The sequence below is a fragment of the Pseudomonas sp. NFX5 genome (genome assembly GCF_049132125.1).
Classification (GTDB): domain Bacteria; phylum Pseudomonadota; class Gammaproteobacteria; order Pseudomonadales; family Pseudomonadaceae; genus Aquipseudomonas; species Aquipseudomonas marginalis.
Window position 1 is genome coordinate 41,162 of record NZ_JAFMZG010000023.1, and the last position, 20,125, is coordinate 61,286.

Here is a 20,125-nt window from a genome sequence, read left to right on the forward strand (position 1 = left end):
TGCAAGAAGCCCTGGTGCAGGATGTAACCATCAATGAATAAGAGGATGGGAGCATGGACGGTACTTCTGCAAGTCCCCAGCAGATGAACGCGCAACAGCGTTCGGCGCATATCCGTGAGGTGGTGCTCGCCGAAGGCGTGCGCTTGCGTCGCCGGCACCCGTGGCTGCAGCATCAGGACGCCCTGGGCGCGGGCATCCTGGCCTTTTCCCTGCTCGGCATGATCGGCTCGGCGGCGCTCTATATCAGCGGTCATATGGCCTGGTGGGCCTGCCTGCTGCTCAATGCGTTCCTGGCCTCACTGACCCACGAGCTGGAACACGACCTGATCCACAGCATGTACTTTCGCAAACAGCGCGTGCCCCACAACCTGATGATGGGCCTGGTGTGGCTGGCGCGGCCGAGCACCATCAACCCGTGGATCCGCCGGCATCTGCACCTCAATCACCACAAGGTCTCCGGCACCGAGACCGATATGGAGGAACGTGCGATCACCAACGGCGAGCCCTGGGGCCTGGCGCGGTTGCTGATGGTGGGCGATAACGTGATGTCGGCGTTTATCCGCATGCTGCGCGCCAGGACCTGGGGCCACAAACTCAAGATCCTCAAGCGCTCGCTGCTGGTCTACGCACCTTTGGCGCTGCTGCATTGGGGCGCGTGGTACCTCTTCCTCGGTTTCCATGCCGCCAACGGCATCGCCAGCCTGCTGGGCACGCCGATCGACTGGTCCGCCGGCACCTTGCAGATGATGCAGGTGATCGACATCGCCGCCGTGGTAATCATCGGCCCCAATGTGCTGCGCACCTTTTGCCTGCACTTTGTCAGCTCCAACATGCACTACTACGGCGATGTGGAACCGGGCAATGTGATCCAGCAAACCCAAGTGCTGAACCCGTGGTGGCTTTGGCCGTTGCAGGCGTTCTGCTTCAACTTCGGCAGCACCCACGGGATTCACCATTTTGTGGTGAAGGAGCCGTTCTACATCCGCCAGATGACGGCCAAGGTGGCACATAAGGTCATGGCCGAGATGGGCGTGCGTTTCAATGATTTCGGCACGTTTGCGCGGGCCAATCGGCTTGAACCCATGGCGTCGCCCCAGGCCCGGCTCAATCCGGCTGAAACGGCGACGCGCTGAGCACCACGCCGGTTTCGTCGACGTACTGCTGCCAGTGGCCGATCAACCTGGCGAGCTTGTCCGGATGACTCAAGGCCAGGTCGTGGATTTCGCCGGGGTCCTGGCCCAGGTCATACAGCTGCCAGGTCGCCGGGCCCACGGGGCCGGGAATGTACACGGCTTTCCACTGGCCCTGGCGAATCGCGCGGCGGCCGAACAGCTCCCAGCCGGTTACGGTGTCGTCGTCGTGCACCTGGGCGGTCTCGCCGGAGAGGAAGCCCAGCCACGACTTGCCCCGCAGCGGCGCCACCGGCTTGCCACGCCATTGTTTGCCCGGATGACGCACGCCGGCCAGGTCGAGGATGGTCGGCGTGATGTCCATCACCGTGCCGAACCCATGGCTGATACGACCTTTGAGCGACAACTGCGGATAGTGCACCAGCGCCGGCACGCGAATCCCGCCCTCGGTGGTGAACGCCTTGAACAATCGCGACGGCGCCGTCGCCACCTGCGCCCATGACGGGCCATACCAGACGTAGGAGTTGGCGCGGCCGATATTGTCGAGGCTGTTGTCGTAATGCTGGTTGAGGTAGGTGAGCAACTGCGGCCCGAACTTGGGGAACGCCTCCAGCAGCGCACCTTCGGCGCCGTTGTCGGACATGAACACAATGAACGTATTGTCCAACTGCCCCTGCTGGCGCAGGTAATCCACCACTCGGCCGATGTTCCAGTCCATGCGCTCGACCATCGCCGCATACACCTCCATGGCCCGCGCCGACACCTGGCGCTGTTCGTCGCTCAAGGCGGCCCACTGGGTGTTCAGCTCGATCAACGGATGGGGCTCGACGTCGGCGTCGATCAGCCCCAATGCCTTGAGTTTTTCCAGGCGTTCCAGGCGCAGCACTTCGGGGCCGGCGTCGTAGCGGCCACGGTACTTTTCGACGATGTCCGCAGGCGCCTGCAACGGCCAGTGCGGGGCGGAAAACGGCAGGTAGGCGAAGAACGGCCGGGCCTGGTCGCGCTCCTTGAGGTAGTGCAGCAGCTTGTCGCCGAAGGCATCGGAGGAATAGAAGTCCTTGGGCAGTTGCTCCACGAACCGGTCGTCTTCGATGTACAGCGCCGGGGTGGATTTGAGCAGGCCCGGGGTGTGCTCGTCGTAGGTCGGCTCGAAGCCATAATGGTTGGCGGCGCCCGGCAACAACGAGAACGAACGCTCGAAACCGCGGGCGTGGGGCGCCAGTTCGGCGGTCAGGCCCAGGTGCCACTTGCCGCTCATCAATGTCTGGTAACCGGCCTCGCGCAACAGCTCCGGCAGTGCCACCACCTTGTCATTCAAGTAGCCCTCGTAGCCGGGCTTGCCGATCAGCTCCGGCGTCAGCGCCTCGGCCATGGTGCCGATACCGGCGATATGGTGGTCGGTGCCGGTGAGCAGCATCGAGCGGGTAGGCGAGCACGTCGGGGCGGTGTGGAAGTCGGTCAGGCGCAGGCCGTTCAGGGCGAGTGCGTCCAGGTGCGGCGTGGAAATTTCCCCGCCAAACGCACCGAGGTCCGAGAAGCCCATGTCATCGGCCAGGATCACGAGAAAATTGGGACGTTGCGGCATCAAGGCACTCCTTTTTTCAGCAGGCAATAAAGGCCAATGGCAGATCGCGGATCTGTTCGCGCACCGGCGGCTGGTAGTGGCCATCGTTGGTCAATTCATGCAGCAGTTCTTCGCGCAGTTGATGGAATTCAAAACTGCTGCGCTGACGTGGATGTGGCAGGGCGACGTCCACCACCTGCTTGATCCGCCCCGGCCGGGGCTCCATCACCACCACGCGGTCGGCGAGGAAAATCGCTTCCTCCACATCGTGGGTCACCAATACCGTGGTGATTTTGGCGCGGGCGCGGATCGCCAGGAGTTCGTCCTGCATCTGCTGGCGGGTCAGGGCGTCGAGGGCGCCGAAGGGTTCGTCCAGCAGCAGGATGCGCGGGCTGGCCACCAGGCCGCGGGCAATCGCCACCCGTTGCGCCATGCCGCCGGACAGTTGGTGCGGATAGGCGCGGGTGAAATCGGTGAGGCCGACCAGCTCGATAAAATCGCTGATGCGCCGATTGCGCTCAGCGTCGCTCAGTGGCTCGTTGACCAGGCCCAGGCCGATGTTTTCCGCCACGGTGAGCCAGGGGAACAGACGATGCTCCTGGAACACGATGCCGCGCTCGCCGCCTATGCCGCTCACGGCTTTACCGTCGACGCGGATCTCGCCGCGAAACTGCGTATCGAGCCCCACCAGCAAACGCAGCAGCGTGGATTTGCCGCAGCCGCTGGAGCCGACAATCGCAACGAATTCGCCTTCGGCAATCTCCAGGTTGAATTCGCGGATAGCTTCCAGCTCGAAGCCGTCGACGTCGAAGGTCTTGCCCACATGGTTGAAGCTGACGATAGGTGCGTTCATGCGTGTCTCCAGCGGGTGGCGCGGGTTTCGATGCGCTGGCCGATCAGGTTGAGGGCCGCGCCGGTAAGGCCGACCAGGAGCATGCCGCTCATGATCAGGTCCATGCGCAGCAGTTGTTGGGCGCCGATCATCAGGCTGCCGATACCGCCGTTGGACGGCATGAAATATTCCGCACCGATGGTGCCCAGCCAGGCGTAGATCAGGCTCAGGCGCAGGCCGGCGAAAATCCCGGCTGCGGCGCCTGGCAGTACCAGGCGTCGCAGCCGTTGGAACAGATTCAGGCGCAACACCTGCGCCGCTTCGTTGAGCTGTGGCGACAGATTCAGCACGCTGCGTTGAGTGGCGATAAACAACGGGAAGAAGGCGGCGAGGGCGATAAACACCCACTTGGCCAACTCACCCAGGCCAAACCAGGCAGTGAGCAATGGCACCCAGGCGAAAATCGCGATCTGGCGCAAGGCGCTCAGGGTCGGCCCGAGTACCCGCTCACTGCGCCGTGACAGTCCGAGCCACAGGCCCATGGCAAAGCCAACGCCGCCACCGAGCAGCAAGCCGCCCAGGCTTCGCCCCAGGCTGGTGCCCAGTGCACCGCTGAGGTTGCCATCCACGACCCCGGCGACGGTGGTGTGCAGCACCACCCAAGGGCTGACCAGAATGTTCGGGTCGACCCAGCCTTGTTGCGTCGCGACCTGCCACAGCGCCAGCAACAGCAGGGGCAGCACCCACGGTTGCAGGCGCTGCCAGCCTTGATAGCGCGGCCCGCGACGAATCTGCGCCGTGGCCGGATGGGGCCAGTGCACCCATTTGCGGTCCAGCCAGCCAATGCCACGGTCCATAACCACGCCGAATACGCCGATGACCACGATGCACACGAAGACGATATCGAGCATGAACAGCTGGCGCGCCCACACCATCAGGTAGCCGATGCCTTCGCTGGAGGCCAGCAACTCCACCGCCAGCAGCGAGGTCCAGCCGGCCGCCAGGGCCAGGCGCACGCCGGCCATAAAGGCGGGCAGCGCGGCAGGCAGGATCAGGCGCCGGATCAACAGGTGCGTGGGCAGGCGCAGCACGCGGGCGGCTTCACGCAACTGGGGTTGGGCGTCGCGCACGCCCACCAGGGTATGCAGGGTGACGGGCACCACGATCGCCTTCACCAGCACCACCAGTTTCAGGGTTTCGCCAATGCCGAAGAACACCATGAACAGCGGAATCCAGGCCAGGGTCGGTACCTGCGACAACGCGCTGAACGTCGGAAACACCAGGCGCTCGGCGCGCGCGCTGAAACCCAGCATCGCCCCCAGCAGCGCCCCGGCGCCAATGCCGGCCAGCAACCCCCAGGACAGGCGTTGCAGGCTGATCGCCAGGTGGCTCCACAGCTCGCCGCCGGCCAGTTCCACGGCGCTGCTCCACACCAGGGACGGTGGCGGCAGGATCTGCTCGCTCATCCAGTGATTGCGGCTGGCCAGCCACCACAGCGCAAACAGCGTCACCGGCAGCAACCATGGCAACAGCCGTTCACAGCGCAGCGGCCAACGTGGCGTGGCGCCGGGAGCCGCGAGCGGGAGGCTCAAAAGTGAGATTCGGGCCATGGAGGACCTCCGTTGTCGCCAGGGGCGTTATGTGATTTCGATCTTATAAAAACGTAATCAAGATGATTGAGGGATAAGAAAAACCATTTAAAGCCTCGCCCCGGCACGCATCCAATGCATTCGAAGAATATTTTCGATGCTATTCATGCATAGCCCTCTGGAGCCTGCGTTTCCCTTCGTATAGTCCTAAAAGCTATTAAATTGTGAAATTATAGTATTTAAAGTTTTGACCAGGTTGTGCCTACTTTCTGCTCCCCAGGCGACCCTCGCCCACAAGGAGCTGCGCTTATGAAACTGCCGTTCAAACGTCTGATCACCCTGGTCGCAGGCACCGCCCTGGCGGGCCTGGTACAGGCTGCCGACCTCAAGGAAATCCGCATCGCCGTGCCCGACCTCAGCGCAGGCAGCCAGCACAGCGGCGGGGGCATAACGGACGTGCTGCGCGAGCAGCAGATCTTCGAAAAAGCCTTTGCCGATCAAGGCATCAAGATCCAGTGGAATTACTTCAAGGGCGCCGGCCCTGTGATCAACGAAGCCTTCGCCAACGGGCAGGTGGACCTGGCGTACCTGGGCGACCTGGCGGCGATCATCGGCCGCTCCAATGGCCTGGAGACGCGCCTGCTCAGTGCCACCGCGCGGGACATCAAGCAGTACCTCGGCGTGGTGCCGGGTTCTGGCATCAAGACCTTGCAGGACCTCAAGGGCAAGCGCGTCGCGGTGTTCCGTGGCACGGCCAGCCAGTTGTCGTTCGACAGTGCATTGGCCAGCCAGGGCTTGAGTGAGAAGGACCTCAAAGTCATCAGCCTGGACTACAACGCCGCCAATACCGCGCTGGCCGCCAAGCAGATCGACGCCACCTGGGGCGGTTCGAACCTGACGGCATTGCAAGCCAAGGGGCTGGCTGAAATACCGCTGACCACCAAGGACCTCGGTGGCGCCGGCAGCATCCAGGCGGTGCTGGTGGGCAGCAAACAGTTTGTCGACGAGCACCCCGACGCCGTCGCCAAGCTGCTCAAGGCCCAGCAGCAGGCGGTGCACTGGTTGACCGATGACACCAACAAGCAAGCCTACATTGCGCTGGTGTCCGGGCTGGCCAGTTACCCGCCGGTGATTCTCACCAATGACTTGAAAGACCAGACCCTCAGCGAGATTTTCCCGTCGACCCTGGACCCGGTGTTCCTGGCTAAATTGCAGGGTTCGGTGGACCTGGCTTCCAAGGAGAAGCTGATTCGCAAGCCGTTCCAGGTGAGTGACTGGGTGGCGCCGAACCTGGCGGCGGCGGGGCTTTGAGTCGGGTGGTGCCTGGGCTATCGCCATCGGGGGCTTGCCCCCGATGAGGCCCGTCACACCGCCACGCTCACCTCCTGCCTGTCCACCTCCACCAGCGTCTCGATCATCGCCTTCGCCGCCGGCGACAACCGCGAACCGGTGCGGCTGACAATCCCGCAGCGGGCGCTCATGGTCTCCATGTTCTGCGGCAGGTTGCGCCAGTGCAGCAGTTTCAACGTGCCGTGGGCGATGTCTTCGGCGAATGCCTCCTCGGTGCCGACGCCGATGGCGTTGGACTGCAGCACGATCTTCACCAGCGCCGGGAAATGTTCGGTCTGGATGCTCGGGGAAAAATCCATGCGCCCGCTCAGGTTCGCCAACAGTTTGCGAATGCCCTGTGAGATCAGCGGCGCCGCCAGCGGGTAGTCGAACATGTCGTTGGTCGACAGGCTGTCCTTGGCCAGCAACGGGTGGCCCGGTCGGCAAAAAAATACCCCGCGCTTGGGGGTCAGCGCGCGGGTCTGGAAATTCGGGTCGGCTTCGAATTGGCGGATGTCGGCGATAAAGAATTCGATCTCTTCACGGCTCAGGGCACGGCTGAGTTTTTCCCAGTTATCCACCTGGAAACTGGTGCGGATTTTCGGGTGGGCGCTGATAAAGCGCGCCACCGCATCCGGCACCAGTTTCACCGCCGGTGCCGGGCCGCAGCCGAAGCGCAGGTCGCCGGCGTCGAGCTTGGTCATGCGCGTCACTTCACTGCTCAGCAAGGCGGCGCCGTGCACCAGGGACAGGGCATGTTGCAGCACCACTTGGCCCTCCGGCGTGGGGCGCAGGTCCTTGTGGCCACGGTCGACCAGCACGCAGCCGAACTCCTGTTCCAGCCCCTGGATGCTGCGGCTGAACGCCGGTTGGGTGATGCCCATGGCGTCTGCCGCACGCACGAAACTGCGGTGTTCGTTGAGGGCGATGAAGTAGCGCAGTTGGCGAAGATCCATATGCTTTCCCTGCATCTTAAAAATAGGTCGAAGGCATTTGCGACCACGGGAGCAGAGGTTTTAAATGCAAGCTCTTATTCCGTCAATGAAGCATTCGTTCATTTGCTAGACCTAAATTGCATATGGATAGAGCGTTGTCGGAAAGCGTCCCCATCAGCAGGCACAAGAGGGTCATCACCATGAGCAACGCCGCATTAGCTGTTCAACCCGTCGCCCAGGCGCTGGATATTCACCCGGTCGCCGGCCGCATCGGCGCCGAGATCCGCGGTATCAGACTGTCCGGCGATCTGGATGCCGCCACGGTCGAAGCCATCCAGAAGGCGCTGGTGCAGTACAAGGTGGTCTTCTTCCGTGAGCAGACTCACCTCGATGACCAGAGCCAGGAAGCCTTTGCCCATCTGCTCGGCGAGCCGATTGCCCACCCGACGGTGCCGGTGCGCGACGGCACGCGCTTCCTCATGGAACTGGACGGCACCCGTGGCCAGCGCGCCAATTCCTGGCACACCGACGTGACCTTCGTCGATGCCTACCCGAAAGCCTCGGTGCTGCGTTCGGTACTGGCGCCCAAGTCCGGTGGCGACACGGTCTGGGCCAACACCTCAAGCGCCTACAACGACCTCAGCGTCGAACTGCGCGCCCTGGCGGATAACTTGTGGGCAGTGCACAGCAACGAATACGACTACGCCGCGCTCAAGCCGGATGTGTCGGCCGAGCGGCTTGAGGCATACCGCAAGGTGTTCACCTCGACGGTGTACGAAACCGAGCACCCGGTGGTGCGCGTGCATCCGGTCAGTGGCGAGAAAACCCTGCTGCTGGGGCACTTCGTCAAGCGCCTGAAAGGTTATTCCCAGGCGGACTCGACCCAGCTGTTCAACCTGCTGCAAAGCCACGTCACCCGCCTGGAAAACACCGTGCGCTGGCGCTGGAACACCGGCGACGTGGCGATCTGGGACAACCGCGCCACCCAGCATTACGCCGTCGACGACTACGGCACCCAGGAACGCATCGTGCGCCGGGTGACGCTCAAGGGCGATGTGCCGGTGGGCGTGCACGGGCAACGCAGCCAGACCACCAAAGGTCTCTAATGTGGGAGGGGGCAAGCCCTGATGCCAGTCAGTCAACGGCGAACACCGTACCTGTGGTGAGCGGGCTTGTCCCGCGCTGGGCTGCGAAGCAGCCCCAGAACCAGGCGCAGCGGAGTGCCTGATACACCGCATTCGTCTTCATCAGGGGCGCTTCGCACCCCAACGCGGGACAAGCCCGCTCACCACAGAGGTACCCGTTTGCTGCGCGACAACGCTACTTCGAAGACGTAGTGGGGGCCCCCACGTTCGATGGGTGGTTTACCACACGCCGATCTGCACCACCTTCTCCGCTTCCGGCTCACCGTAACGAAACCGTTGGCCACGCAGATCGATCTCTGCGTGGCTGATGGTGGTGCGTCGCTTCAGCCCGCGCAGCCATTCGAACAGATACCCCACGTGGGTTTCGCGCACTTCGGCATAGGCCGGGTCGTTGCCCAGGTCGTGCAGTTCCTGCGGGTCGTTTTCCAGGTCGAACAGCTGTGGGCGGAAGCCGTCGTACGCCAGGTATTTCCAGCGTTCGCTGCGCACCATGGTCATCCGGCAACGGTCGATGGGTTGCGCCAGGCGTTCGCGGGCCGGGGCCTGGAAGGCGTAGTCGTACTCGGCGATGGCGTAGCGGCGCCAGCGGGTTTCCTGGCCGTGCAACAGCGGGATCAGCGAGCGGCCTTCCAGGCGATGCTCGGCCGCTGGCAAACCCAGGGCGTCGAGGAAGGTCGGCAGCGCATCGATGGTTTCCACCAGACGCGCGTCCACCGTGCCACGGCGGGTATCGGCGGCGGCGCGTGGGTCGCGCACGATCAGCGGAATGCCCACCGCAGGTTCCAGCAGAAATTCTTTTTCGCCGAGGAAGTGATCGCCGAGGAAATCGCCGTGGTCGCTGGTGAACACGATCAGGGTGTCGTCCCAACGGCCATTGCCTTGCAGGAAATCGAACAGGCGCCCGAGTTGGTCGTCGACCTGTTTGATCAAGCCCATGTAGGTGGGAATCACCGTGAGCCGTACCTCGTCACGGGAAAAGTTAAGGCTCTCCTGGTGCTGGCGGAACGCCTGGTACACCGGGTGATCGCTGGTCTCCCCTGGCTGGATCGGTGCCTGGATATGCTCGGCGCCATACAGCGCGTGATACGGCGCCGGTGCGATGTAGGGCCAGTGTGGCTTGATATAGGACAGGTGCAGGCACCACGGTTGTTCGGCCTGTTCACGGATAAAGTCGATCGCACGGTCGGTGGTGTAGACGGTTTCCGAATGTTCCTCGGCCACGCGCGCGGGGCGGCCCGCATTGCGCATGTGCCAACCGCTGAGGACTTCGCCGTTTTCACCGGCTGCCGCATTGGCCCATTCGTGCCACGGGTTGGCGCCGCTGTAGCCCTGCTCGCGCAGGTAATGGGTGTAGGGCGCGGACTCGCGTTTATCTTCGAACAGCGGGCTGTCGGGGTAGATGCCGTCGTGACGCAGGTACGCCTCGAAGCCGACCTCGTTCAACGGCTCGGCCTGCTTGCTGTCAGGGTCGATATTCAGGCGTTGCAAGGCGTCCACATTGGGCGTGGCGTGGGTCTTGCCGACCAGCGCCGTGCGGATGCCGTGGGGGCGCAGGTAGTCGCCGAGGGTCAGTTCTTCCAGGGGCAACGGCACCGCGTTCCACGCCACCTGGTGGCTGCTGACGTAGCGCCCGGTATAGGCCGACATGCGCGAGGGCCCGCAGATGGTGCCTTGGGTATAGGCGCGGTTGAAGCGCACACCGGCGGCGGCCAGGCGATCGATGTTCGGCGTGTGCAAGTGGGCGTGGCCGTAGCACGACAGGTAATCGCGGCGCAGTTGGTCGCACATGATGTACAGCACGTTGCGCACGGGTTGGGGGTGGGACATGGGGCTTCACCAGACGGAGGACAGGTGAGGTTTTTCGCCGTTCGAGTGGGGGGCTGGCAAGTGCATTTGGGGACTGGCTTTGATGCAGTGAATGCATGGCCTAGACCGCAACGTTCTCCAGCGTGCACACCTCTTCATCCAACTCATCGACCTGCTTGATCTGCTCGATCATCGCTTCGGCCAGCGGCGACAAGCGATACCCCGCACGGCTGACGATGCCGTAGCGGGTGTAACGCTCCTCCAGATCCTCCGCCAGGCCCTCGATCGTCAAGCACACCAGTTCGCCCCGGGCCATGTGCAGCACATCGCTGTTGGCGCTGACGATGCCGATGGCGTCGGAGCGCAGCACCACGCCCATCAGGCTATAGCCGTTCTCGCATTCGACATTGGGCAGGTAATCGGGCCGGCCGCTGAGGTCGACGATGACCTTGCGCAGGTTGGGCGGGCGGATGGTCACGGCCAGTGGGTAACTCATCAGCTCGGCGGCGCTTACGCTGCCACGCCCGGCCAGTGGGTGGCCGGCGCGGCAGCAGAAATACCAGCGGCGCGGGCGCAGGCGGTGGGTGTGATAGTCCGGGTTGGCTTCGAAGTGGCGGGTGTCGGCGACGAAAAACTCGAACTCTTCACTGAGCAGGCGTTTGCTCAGGCTTTGCCAGTCGTCCACCTGGTACTGCACCCGTGCCTTGGGGTAGCGCCCGATAAAACTGCCGATGGCGCGCGGGATCAGGCCGCCGGCCGGTGCCGGGCCGCAACCGAAGCGCAATTCTCCCGCCTCCAGGCCATTGAACTGGCTGATCTCATTGGCCAACTGCTGCGCACCGCTGACCAGGCGCCGGGCGTGCTCCAGCAATACCTGGCCTTGTTTGGTCGGCGCCAGGTCTTTGCGGCCACGGTCAATCAGCTGGCAACCGGCGCTGTGTTCCAGGGCCTGGATACTGCGACTGAACGCCGATTGCGACAGGTTCACCGTCAACGCGGCGGCGACAAAACTGCGTTGTTCGGCAAGGGCGATGAAGTGACGAAGCTGGCGCAGATCGATATGCATTTTTCACATCAAAAATATCCGGGAAATGCATTGGCTATGCATTAGGTCGACTCCTTATAAAGGCTATCTCTTATGCAGTGAATGTTCGTAAAAACATAAATAAATAACCTAAAGGAATATCTCTCGATGGATATTTCCGGGTTCCGGAGCCGCTTATGAGTCTGTTGAAGTCCTTGCCCCTGGCCATTCTGGTGGCCGGCAGTTCCAGTTGGTCGCCGACCCAGGCCGCCGAAACGCCCGCGCCGGTAAGCAAGGGCGAGAGCGCCGGCGGCGAGTTGGAGACGGTCACCGTCACCGCCCGGCGGCGCACCGAAAGCGCCCAGGCAGTGCCGACGCCCATGAGCGTGATCGGCGGCCAGGCCCTGGAGAGCCAGCGGGTTTACCGGATTCAGGATCTGCAGCAACTGGTGCCCAGCGTCAACGTCGCCTATATGCATGCGCGCCAGTCCAGCGTGTCGATCCGCGGGCTTGGCAACAACCCGGCCAGCGACGGCCTGGAAGGCAGCGTAGGGCTGTATATCGACAACGTGTATCTCGGGCGGCCGGGCATGGCGGTGTTCGACCTGATGGACATCGAACAGCTTGAAGTCTTGCGCGGCCCGCAAGGCACCTTGTTCGGCAAAAACACCACCGCCGGGGTGATCAACATCAGCACGCGCGCGCCGAGTTTTACCCCGGAGCGCAGCATCGAAACCTCGCTGGGCGAGGACGGCTACTTCCAGACCAAGGGCACGATTTCCGGCCCGCTCACCGATGACCTGGCGGGGCGTTTCTCGGCGTATCGCACCCGCAGCGACGGCGACATCAAGAACGAATACAACGGCCATGACCTCAACGGCGGCTCGCGCCAGGGCTTTCGCGGGCAACTGCTGTACAAGCCCAGCGAGACCTTCAACCTGCGCTGGATCGGCGATTACAACGAAGAGGATTCCAGCGCCGGCACCCGGGTGCTGTACAGCACCGGGCCGACCATCAACGGCACCAACCTCTACCAGTCGCGGGCCAACGCGGCAGGCGCGACCCTGGTCGATGGCACCCACCGCAAGGTCAACCTGGACAGCGACCAGCACGTCACCGTGTTCCAGGGCGGTACGTCGCTGGAGGCCAACTGGACGTTGCCGAGTGATTTCACCCTGACCTCGGTCAGTTCCTATCGCTTCTGGAATTTCACCCCGCGTAACGACGACGGCCTTAACGTGCCGGCGTCGTATAACGCCGGGGTGTCGGTGGAAGATAAGCAGTGGTCCCAGGAATTCCGGCTGGCTTCACCCACCGGCGGGTTCTTCGATTACGTGCTCGGTGCCTACTACTTCGGTAATTCGCTGGATAACAAATCCTTCAGCTATTACGGGCCGCAGGCCGACATCTGGAACGGCACGCCAGCCGGCGCACTGGCCAACGTCAGCAGCGTCGGCAACGGGCACATTCGCACCGACAGTTTTGCACTGTTTGCCCAGGGCACCTGGCACCTCACCGAGCGCCTGGATTTCACCGCCGGCCTGCGCGGCACCTATGAAGAAAAAAGTGCCTGGGTCACGCGCAACGCTCCCCTTGGCGGTGCGGCGGTCACCGGTGCTGCCGCGACGGCTCGACGCGGCCGCGCGGGAGCGTACGATTCCGGCGACCTCACGCAATACAGCACCAGCCCCTCGGGTTTGCTCAACCTGAGCTACCGCTTTAACGAAAACCTGCTGGGCTACGCGACGCTGTCCCATGGCGAGAAGTCCGGCGGGGTCAACCTGGCGGTCGGCTCGGCACCGACGGCTGGGGCCGACTCGCTGTTGATCGGCACCGAGCGCGCCAATAACGCCGAACTGGGTTTTAAAAGCACGCTGTGGGACCGGCGGCTGCAGCTCAATGCCAACCTGTTCTGGACCCAGGTCAACGGCTACCAGACCAATGCCTATGACCAGGACAACCGTGTGCAGTACCTGACCAACGCCGGTTCGGTGCGCTCGCGGGGTGTCGAGGTGGAAAGCACCCTGGTGCCGATCAAGGGCCTGACGCTGAACCTCAACGGCTCGTTCAACGATGTGAGCTACCTGTCTTACAAAGATGCGCCGTGCCCGCCGGAAGTCAGTCTGCGCCCCGGTGCGCCGGCCTCCTGTGACCTGAGTGGGCACCAAGTGGTGGGGGCCTCGAAATGGATCGCCAACGCCAACGGCGAATACAAGTGGAACCTGGATAACGGCTTCGAACCCTACGTCACCGCCAGCTATGCCTTCCGCTCCAAGGCTGTGGGCACCGTGGAGGACTCCGACTATGGACAGATTCCTGCCTACGCCGTGGTCAACCTGTCCACCGGCCTGCGTGGCAACTATGAGCAAGGGCAGTGGGACGTGTCGTTATGGCTGAAAAACGCCTTCGACAAGACCTACTACACCACGCTGTGGACGGGGGGGAACGGCGGCTACGAAGGCCTGCTTGGTACGCCGCGCACGCTAGGAGTGACCGGGCGCTATGACTTCTAGCCCCGTGCGATAGGTGGCCGGGCTGAACACGCGCGTCACCACCAGCATCGCCACCGCCGTGACCGTCAGCACCACCCAGGCGCTGACAAAGTTGCCGGTCAGCCCGCGCAACCAGCCGGTCAGCCACGGCGACACCGCATTGATCAAGAAGCCCACGCCTTGCACAAAGGCCGCCAGTTGCCCGGCCTGGCGTGGGTCGCGATGGTGGTCGAGGGTCAGCAGCAGGCTCAAGGCGAAACACGCGCCCAGGCCGAAGCCGCACAGCGCCACCCAGAGGTGCGGATATTCCTGCGGCGCGACGATCAGGCCGAGGTAACCCACGGTCTGGGCCAGCAGGGCGATGCCCAGCAGCGGCCGACGGTCGATACCGCGCTGCGCCAGCACCGGCATCAACAGCGCGGCGAGCACCTGGAAGATGGTCATGAACGCCAGCAGCGAACCGCTGGGCAACACGCCCCAGCCAAGTTGCTGATAGTAGGCCGGCAGCCACGCCACCAGGCTCATGTAGCCGCAATTGACCAGGCCGAAATACAGCGCCAGCAACCAGGCGCGGCGATTGCGCAGGTCCTTGAAGGCCGGCACCACCTGTGGATTTCTGGCCGCGCCCAGGGGCAGCCAGGCCCATAGCAGCAAGGCGCCCAGCGCCGGCAGCAGCCACACCCCCAACCCCGCCTGCCATTCCTGGAAATGCGTGGCCACCAGCGGGCTGAGCAGCGCTGCCAGCCCTCCGCCGGCCATCAGCGAGGCCGAGTACACACCCATCGCCACCGGCACGCGATGACGGAATTCGCGCTTGATCATCGCCGGCACCAAGGCCTGGATCAGCGCCACCCCCGCACCGCCGAGCAACGCCGTGACCAGCAGCGCCGAGGCCTGGCCCATCAGCCAGCGTGCCAGGCACGCCAGCAGGATCATCATCAGGCCCAGGGCGATGCCGCGCCGTTCGCCAAGGCGGGCTTCCACGCGCACGCCCACCAGCGCCACCAGCCCCATGCACACCACCGGCAGGCTGGTCAGCAGGGCGCTGCTCTGGAAACTCAGGCCGGTGGCCTGGCGGATCTCGCCGAGCAACGGGCTGATGGAACTGAGGATTGGCCGCAGGTTCAGGCCGAGCACCACCAGCAGGCCCCAGCCGGCGAGGGATTTGTTCAGGGTCATGCAACGCTCTTGCAGTCGGCAAATGAGGCGTGAGTATGGCCAGCACCCAAGGTATTCTGAAATTAAATATAACCATGCCAACCAGTGGCAAAGAGAATGGTGACGCTGATGTTCGATCCCGTGTTGTTGCGCAGCTTTGTCGCCGTGGTGGACTGCGGCAACTTCACCCGTGCCGCCGAGCGCCTGCACTTGACCCAATCCACCGTGAGCCAGCAGATCCGCCGCCTGGAAGACGCGGTGGCGTGCCAGTTGCTGGACCGCGACCAGCGCCGCGTGGTCGCCACCGCCGAGGGCGAGCGCTTGCTGGCCTATGCGCGGCGCATCCTCGCATTGCATGAAGAAGCCACCGATGTGTTGATCAACCAACAGAGCGACGGCGTATTGCGCCTGGGGGTGCCGGAAGACTTTGCCGCCGAGCGCCTGATGCCGTTGCTGTCGGCATTTGTGCTGGCCTATCCACGGGTGCGCCTGGAGGTCACCAGCGGCCTGGGCCCCGAGTTGCAGCGCCAATACCGCAGTGGTGAATTCGACGTGTTGCTGGTCAAGCAGATGGGTAGCAGCGATGACTGCCTGGCGTCGTGGCCCGAGCCGCTGTGTTGGGTCGACAGCCGCAGCACGCCGTGCCTGGGGCGCGACCCTCTGCCGTTGGTGGCATTCCCGGTGGGCGGCCTGTACCGCAATGAAATGCTGCACCACCTGGAAGTGGGCGGCTGGCGCTGGCGTATCGGTTATTCCAGCGCCAGCCTGGCCAGCGTGTGTTCGGCGGTGGCGGCGGGGTTGGGGGTGAGTCTGTTGCCGCGACGGGTCGTGCAGCCAGGGCATGTGGAACTGGGACCGGACAGCGGTTTGCCCGTGGTGCAAGGCGTGCGCCTGGCGTTGTATGCCCGTCATGGCCTGAGTGCTGCGGGGCAGTGCTTACAGGCCGAACTGTTCGATTTGTGCGCAAACAGCCCTGTTGAGCCATGCCTTAACTGAATATTTTGTATGCCTGAAAAGCATCAAAAAAAACCACCTCGGCGCCAGGCCACGTGGGCCGGGGCTTTGGTGTTTGCAGAGCATTCGTTTATTCAAATTTGATCTATCTATAACTTCAAAGATTACTTTAAGAGATAAGCGTCTGGCCCCGATGATTCAGCCCTCGACGGCCTTCCACGCAGGCCCGTCGGTTTTTTTGTTTCGAAACCGTAGGGAGTCAATCAATGGGCAATGTCCAGACCGCCGCCAGTGCACCCGAGGCGCAATGGCGCCAGGCACCGAGTGGTGAGTTGGTCGACCTTGGCCGGCCGCACCGCGCGCCGTTGGGGCAATTGCGAACGCAGCAAACCCCGAAGCGATTCTCCAGCCGCCGCGAGGGGATCCTGCTCGGTTTGTTGGTACTGGCCCTGCACGGTGCAGTGATTTATTGGGTCAGCCAGAAACCCACCCCGGTGCTGCCGATTGTGCCGCCGGAGATTCCGCCGATGACCATCGAATTTTCCCAGCCGGCACCGCCCGTGGTGGAACCGCCACCGCCTGTGCCGCCACCACCGCCACCGCCTGTTGTCGAGCCACCGCCGCCGGTGGTGGATGAGTTGGCCGCCAAGCCGGCGCCGCCCAAGCCGATTCCAAAACCCAAGCCCAAGCCGGTGCTAAAGCCTGAGCCCAAGCCCGCACCGAAACCGGTCGAGCAGGCGCCCACGCCACCGCAACCGGCGCCACCGGCCCCTGCGCCCGCTCCGCCCGCGCCAGCCCCGGTGACACCGGCTTCGGCCAACGCCGCGTACCTCAAGAACCCGGCGCCGGAGTACCCGTCCCTGGCGCAGCGTCGCGGTTGGGAAGGCACGGTGTTGTTGCGGGTGCATGTATTGGCCAGCGGCAAGCCGGGCGAGATCCAGGTCCAGAAAAGCAGCGGTCGCCAGCAACTCGACGACGCCGCACTGACCGCCGTGAAGCGGTGGAGCTTCGTGCCGGCCAAGCAGGGCGATGTGGCCCAGGACGGCTGGGTCAGCGTACCGATCGACTTCAAGATTCACTAACTATTGCGCTGCGGTGTGCAGCACACGCCGCGACTTGTACAGAGGGAAAACATCATGGCATTAGCATCTCCACTTGAATCCATCGAAAGCGCGGTGATCTGGCTGCTGGTGGTCTTTTCGGTCGCCACCTGGGGCCTGGCCCTGCTCAAGGGCGTGCAGTTCGGTCGCCTTAAAGCGCAGGATCGCAAGTTCCACAAACAGTTCTGGGCGGCGTCGAGCCTCGACTCGGCCGCCGAGTTGGCCGAAACCCAGCCCGGCGCCGCTGCCCGTGTGGCCCAGGCCGGTTACGCCGCGATCCAGGTCGGGGAAGCGCCGCATGCGGCCGACCTGAGCCAGGCGATCAACCACCAGGACCGCCTCGAGCGTGCCCTGCGCCAACAGATCGTACGTGAGCGCCGCTCCCTGGAAACCGGCCTGGCCGTGGTCGCCAGTATCGGCAGCACCTCGCCGTTTATCGGCCTGTTCGGCACGGTGTGGGGGATCATGGAAGCGCTCAAGGGCATCAGCGCCGCCGGCTCCGCCAGCCTTGAAACCGTGGCCGGCCCCATCGGTGCCGCCCTGGTTGCCACTGGCGTGGGGATCGCCGTCGCGGTGCCGGCGGTGCTGGTCTACAACTACTTCCTGCGTCGCCTCAAGCTCACGGCGGCGGACCTGGATGACTTTGCCCACGACTTCTACAGCCTGGCGCAGAAGAACTCCTTCCGTGTGCTGCTGCACCCGGCCCTGACTAAACATGCGCCGGGCAACCCGCAAAAAGTGAAGGAGGCGTCCTGAAATGGCCTTCTCCACGCAAGACAGTGATGAGGTACTGAGCGAGATCAACGTCACGCCGCTGGTGGACGTGATGCTGGTGCTGCTGGTGGTGTTTATCGTCACCGCGCCGCTGTTGACCAATGCGATCCCGATCAACCTGCCCAAGACCGAGGCCGTAGCCCCGGTGGAGCAGAAGGACCCGCTGGTGGTGAGCATCGACGGCGCCGGCAAACTGTTTATCAACAAGGACGAAATCCAGCCGGACCTGCTGGAATTCAACCTGCAGGCGGCCAAGGCCAAGGACCCCGATGTGCGGGTGCAACTGCAGGCTGACGATGGTGTGAACTACGGCGAAGTGGCGCGAGCCATGGCGTCTATCGAGCGCGCGGGGATTACCAAACTGTCGGTGATTACCGCACGTTAGTTTCAAAAGCCTCGACAATTTTTTGGCCGTTTCCTTGGCAGGGTGCGGCCTTTTTTTTGCCTCCGTTTCAGTAACATCACACGATCAAAGTGCGCCAACCCCAGCGATTTGCGGATACCGGATTTCAACTTCTTGCTGAAACTTTCTAGCGCTCTCTTTGAGCCAGTCAATCAACCGAGCGATATCAGGTTCCGACTGCCGCCCATTCCTACAAATAACGTAGTACGCCGCCGGCGACATTATCAGCGGGCCGCCTAGTGTGACTAATGCACCTTCTTCCAACTGGTCATACACCAACGCTGTCCTGGCCAGCGCAATCCCGCCACCCTTCACTGCCAGACTGATTGCCAGGCTTGAGTCCGGAAAGCGCGGCCCATGGTGATAAGGCGCAGCTGCCAGGCCCTGGAACGCAAACCAGCTTTCCCACCCTGGACACACTTGATCGTCCACACGGTGAATGAGTGGATACCGCGCGATATCCGTCAGCGAAATATCGCCATTCATGCGTTGAAACTCCGGTGAGCAAACCGGGAACACGGCATCGCGCATCAGAAGCTCGGCATGATGATCCGGGTAGTCGCCGTACCCCATCACAATCGCAACATCGAATTGATGGGCACCGAGATTGGCGCTATTCATATCCGCACTGGTCAATACCAGGTCGAGATTGAATGAAGCGTCGGTGTGGGAACCATGCATTCTGGGGATTAGCCAGGTCGAACACAGGGACGAAGTGCACGAAAGATAAAGGGGCTGAGATTTGCGCGGATTCAGCGAGTGCAACACCGTCTCAAGGGTTTTGAAAAAATCATCGGTCACCGGCAACAAAGCCTGCCCGGCGGTTGTGAGGTTGACGCCCCGCGAATGGCGCTCGAACAACTGAACGCCCCACCACTCTTCCAGACCTGCGATCTGATGACTGATGGCACTGGCGGTGAGGCTCAACTCTGATGCTGCGCGGGCGAAACTGCCTGTTCGTGCAGCACTGACAAAGGCTTGCAGCATGGGTGTAGGTGGCGGACGTTGGCCCATCAGGTGCTCACTTTGATCAGGATGATCCCGCAAACAATGACGAACGCCGAAAGCATCCGCCGCCAGCCGAACCGCTCGTGAAAAAACAGCGCGGCAATAATGGCGCCGATAATAACACTGGTTTCCCGCAACGCTGAGACCTTGGCCACCGCATCCAGCGACAGCGCGAACAGCACCAGGCCGTAGGAAGTGAGGTAAAAAACGCCGCCCATTACGCCGACTTTCCAATGGTTGCGAATGGCCTCTGCGAATTCCAGACGTTTCTTGAAAAACGCCAGCGCCGGAATCGGAATGCTCTGGAATACCGTCAGATAGATGATGTATTGCAGCACCGTCTCACTGGCTCTGACACCTTTGGCATCCACCACTGTGTAGGACGCGATGAAAGCACCTGCGCACACCGCCATCAGAATTGGTTTGAACATACGCGCGGACATCCTGCGCACGAATGTCAGGCTGATAATGCCTACGCAAATCAGCAACACCCCCGCCATGGCATGAAACGATAGCTGCTCGTGCAGCAGGAAATAGGAAAACAGCGCGACTAAAACCGGTGGCACCCCGCGCATGACCGGGTAGACCTGCCCAAAGTCGCCGGTTTCATACGCTTTGATCAGAAACAATCGATAGGCCGTGTTGAGCACCACGGAAACCAGCACGTAGCCCCACACCTGCAGGCTTGGCGTATTCACCTGCGGCAGCGCCGCCAGGCAGATCAGCAACGCCGTACCATCGACCATGGCCAAGGTCATGAAGCGACTGCTCCCCGCCCGGACGACCGCGTTCCAGGTGGCGTGCATGAAGGCGGAGATCAAAACAAGGGTGATCGCGATGTTGGAGTTGTCCATGGGGCTCGGCTTGTGATGGGAATATGAA

17 protein-coding genes are annotated in these 20,125 nt (G+C 62.9%); 8 read left to right on the plus strand and 9 right to left on the minus strand.

Features of this window, described 5'->3' with window-relative positions:
* The first annotated feature begins 53 nt into the window (after positions 1 to 53).
* The gene (locus tag J1N02_RS14555) at positions 54 to 1,133 is read left to right on the plus strand and encodes a fatty acid desaturase (protein ID WP_098480625.1); all 1,080 of its coding nucleotides are present in this window, start codon (positions 54 to 56) and stop codon (positions 1,131 to 1,133) included.
* On the opposite strand, the gene J1N02_RS14560 is transcribed toward J1N02_RS14555, so the two are convergent.
* The 3 genes from J1N02_RS14560 to J1N02_RS14570 are packed head-to-tail and all read right to left on the minus strand — an operon-like array spanning position 1,105 to position 5,136.
* Positions 1,105 to 2,715 (minus strand): arylsulfatase, encoded by a 1,611-nt coding sequence (locus J1N02_RS14560; protein WP_012721634.1) that lies wholly within the window; start codon positions 2,713 to 2,715, stop codon positions 1,105 to 1,107. The two genes, J1N02_RS14555 and J1N02_RS14560, sit on opposite strands and share 29 nt — an antisense overlap.
* A gap of 16 nt (positions 2,716 to 2,731) precedes the next feature.
* Positions 2,732 to 3,547, minus strand: a complete 816-nt coding sequence (locus tag J1N02_RS14565) for an ABC transporter ATP-binding protein (protein WP_092358642.1) — start codon at positions 3,545 to 3,547, stop codon at positions 2,732 to 2,734.
* The gene (locus tag J1N02_RS14570) at positions 3,544 to 5,136 is read right to left on the minus strand and encodes an ABC transporter permease (protein ID WP_027607858.1); all 1,593 of its coding nucleotides are present in this window, start codon (positions 5,134 to 5,136) and stop codon (positions 3,544 to 3,546) included. Before J1N02_RS14570 ends, J1N02_RS14565 begins: the two co-directional genes overlap by 4 nt.
* Before the next feature lie 288 nt (positions 5,137 to 5,424).
* Between J1N02_RS14570 and J1N02_RS14575 the strand changes: the two genes are divergently transcribed.
* A complete protein-coding gene (locus J1N02_RS14575; protein ID WP_421147437.1) occupies positions 5,425 to 6,426 on the plus strand; it encodes an ABC transporter substrate-binding protein in 1,002 nt (333 codons plus the stop codon).
* A 53-nt stretch (positions 6,427 to 6,479) separates the two neighbouring features.
* On the opposite strand, the gene J1N02_RS14580 is transcribed toward J1N02_RS14575, so the two are convergent.
* The gene (locus J1N02_RS14580) at positions 6,480 to 7,400 is read right to left on the minus strand and encodes a LysR family transcriptional regulator (RefSeq protein WP_012721638.1); all 921 of its coding nucleotides are present in this window, start codon (positions 7,398 to 7,400) and stop codon (positions 6,480 to 6,482) included.
* Positions 7,401 to 7,579: 179 nt separating this feature from the next.
* Here J1N02_RS14580 and J1N02_RS14585 point away from each other — a divergent pair, with 179 nt between their 5' ends.
* Positions 7,580 to 8,485, plus strand: coding sequence for a TauD/TfdA dioxygenase family protein (locus J1N02_RS14585; RefSeq protein WP_421147438.1), 906 nt, complete (start codon positions 7,580 to 7,582; stop codon positions 8,483 to 8,485).
* 258 nt (positions 8,486 to 8,743) lie between these two features.
* On the opposite strand, the gene J1N02_RS14590 is transcribed toward J1N02_RS14585, so the two are convergent.
* A complete protein-coding gene (locus J1N02_RS14590) occupies positions 8,744 to 10,351 on the minus strand; it encodes an alkaline phosphatase family protein (RefSeq protein WP_012721640.1) in 1,608 nt (535 codons plus the stop codon).
* Positions 10,352 to 10,451: 100 nt separating this feature from the next.
* A complete protein-coding gene (locus J1N02_RS14595; protein WP_012721641.1) occupies positions 10,452 to 11,396 on the minus strand; it encodes a LysR family transcriptional regulator in 945 nt (314 codons plus the stop codon).
* 155 nt (positions 11,397 to 11,551) lie between these two features.
* Between J1N02_RS14595 and J1N02_RS14600 the strand changes: the two genes are divergently transcribed.
* A complete protein-coding gene (locus J1N02_RS14600) occupies positions 11,552 to 13,867 on the plus strand; it encodes a TonB-dependent receptor (RefSeq protein WP_421147439.1) in 2,316 nt (771 codons plus the stop codon).
* On the opposite strand, the gene J1N02_RS14605 is transcribed toward J1N02_RS14600, so the two are convergent.
* Complete coding sequence (locus J1N02_RS14605) at positions 13,838 to 15,025, minus strand: CynX/NimT family MFS transporter (protein ID WP_027607857.1); 1,188 nt, start codon at positions 15,023 to 15,025, stop codon at positions 13,838 to 13,840. The genes J1N02_RS14600 and J1N02_RS14605 overlap by 30 nt on opposite strands.
* Before the next feature lie 108 nt (positions 15,026 to 15,133).
* Here J1N02_RS14605 and J1N02_RS14610 point away from each other — a divergent pair, with 108 nt between their 5' ends.
* The 4 genes from J1N02_RS14610 to J1N02_RS14625 all read left to right on the plus strand — a co-directional run bounded on the left by J1N02_RS14610 (position 15,134) and on the right by J1N02_RS14625 (position 18,217).
* On the plus strand, positions 15,134 to 16,000 hold the full coding sequence (locus J1N02_RS14610) for a LysR family transcriptional regulator (RefSeq protein WP_146476781.1): 867 nt from the start codon (positions 15,134 to 15,136) through the stop codon (positions 15,998 to 16,000).
* Between the two features lie 224 nt (positions 16,001 to 16,224).
* Positions 16,225 to 17,040, plus strand: a complete 816-nt coding sequence (locus J1N02_RS14615; RefSeq protein WP_421147440.1) for an energy transducer TonB — start codon at positions 16,225 to 16,227, stop codon at positions 17,038 to 17,040.
* 54 nt (positions 17,041 to 17,094) lie between these two features.
* Entirely contained in the window at positions 17,095 to 17,814 is a 720-nt protein-coding gene (locus J1N02_RS14620; protein WP_027607855.1) for a MotA/TolQ/ExbB proton channel family protein, read from the plus strand.
* Position 17,815: 1 nt separating this feature from the next.
* On the plus strand, positions 17,816 to 18,217 hold the full coding sequence (locus J1N02_RS14625; RefSeq protein ID WP_010565408.1) for an ExbD/TolR family protein: 402 nt from the start codon (positions 17,816 to 17,818) through the stop codon (positions 18,215 to 18,217).
* Positions 18,218 to 18,301: 84 nt separating this feature from the next.
* On the opposite strand, the gene J1N02_RS14630 is transcribed toward J1N02_RS14625, so the two are convergent.
* Complete coding sequence (locus J1N02_RS14630; RefSeq protein WP_421147441.1) at positions 18,302 to 19,249, minus strand: LysR substrate-binding domain-containing protein; 948 nt, start codon at positions 19,247 to 19,249, stop codon at positions 18,302 to 18,304.
* Complete coding sequence (locus J1N02_RS14635) at positions 19,249 to 20,097, minus strand: EamA family transporter (RefSeq protein ID WP_027607853.1); 849 nt, start codon at positions 20,095 to 20,097, stop codon at positions 19,249 to 19,251. Before J1N02_RS14635 ends, J1N02_RS14630 begins: the two co-directional genes overlap by 1 nt.
* Positions 20,098 to 20,125: the final 28 nt, after the last annotated feature.

Excerpts from the sequence above, each read along its gene's own strand:
- J1N02_RS14605 (WP_027607857.1), bottom strand. The coding sequence starts at position 15,025 with ATGACCCTGAACAAATCCCTCGCCGGCTGGGGCCTGCTGGTGGTGCTC.
- J1N02_RS14565 (WP_092358642.1), bottom strand. The coding sequence starts at position 3,547 with ATGAACGCACCTATCGTCAGCTTCAACCATGTGGGCAAGACCTTCGAC.
- J1N02_RS14625 (WP_010565408.1), top strand. The coding sequence starts at position 17,816 with ATGGCCTTCTCCACGCAAGACAGTGATGAGGTACTGAGCGAGATCAAC.
- J1N02_RS14580 (WP_012721638.1), bottom strand. The coding sequence starts at position 7,400 with ATGGATCTTCGCCAACTGCGCTACTTCATCGCCCTCAACGAACACCGC.
- J1N02_RS14575 (WP_421147437.1), top strand. The coding sequence starts at position 5,425 with ATGAAACTGCCGTTCAAACGTCTGATCACCCTGGTCGCAGGCACCGCC.
- J1N02_RS14595 (WP_012721641.1), bottom strand. The coding sequence starts at position 11,396 with ATGCATATCGATCTGCGCCAGCTTCGTCACTTCATCGCCCTTGCCGAA.
- J1N02_RS14630 (WP_421147441.1), bottom strand. The coding sequence starts at position 19,249 with ATGGGCCAACGTCCGCCACCTACACCCATGCTGCAAGCCTTTGTCAGT.
- J1N02_RS14615 (WP_421147440.1), top strand. The coding sequence starts at position 16,225 with ATGGGCAATGTCCAGACCGCCGCCAGTGCACCCGAGGCGCAATGGCGC.
- J1N02_RS14585 (WP_421147438.1), top strand. The coding sequence starts at position 7,580 with ATGAGCAACGCCGCATTAGCTGTTCAACCCGTCGCCCAGGCGCTGGAT.
- J1N02_RS14620 (WP_027607855.1), top strand. The coding sequence starts at position 17,095 with ATGGCATTAGCATCTCCACTTGAATCCATCGAAAGCGCGGTGATCTGG.
- J1N02_RS14590 (WP_012721640.1), bottom strand. The coding sequence starts at position 10,351 with ATGTCCCACCCCCAACCCGTGCGCAACGTGCTGTACATCATGTGCGAC.
- J1N02_RS14600 (WP_421147439.1), top strand. The coding sequence starts at position 11,552 with ATGAGTCTGTTGAAGTCCTTGCCCCTGGCCATTCTGGTGGCCGGCAGT.
- J1N02_RS14555 (WP_098480625.1), top strand. The coding sequence starts at position 54 with ATGGACGGTACTTCTGCAAGTCCCCAGCAGATGAACGCGCAACAGCGT.
- J1N02_RS14560 (WP_012721634.1), bottom strand. The coding sequence starts at position 2,715 with ATGCCGCAACGTCCCAATTTTCTCGTGATCCTGGCCGATGACATGGGC.
- J1N02_RS14610 (WP_146476781.1), top strand. The coding sequence starts at position 15,134 with ATGTTCGATCCCGTGTTGTTGCGCAGCTTTGTCGCCGTGGTGGACTGC.
- J1N02_RS14570 (WP_027607858.1), bottom strand. The coding sequence starts at position 5,136 with ATGGCCCGAATCTCACTTTTGAGCCTCCCGCTCGCGGCTCCCGGCGCC.
- J1N02_RS14635 (WP_027607853.1), bottom strand. The coding sequence starts at position 20,097 with ATGGACAACTCCAACATCGCGATCACCCTTGTTTTGATCTCCGCCTTC.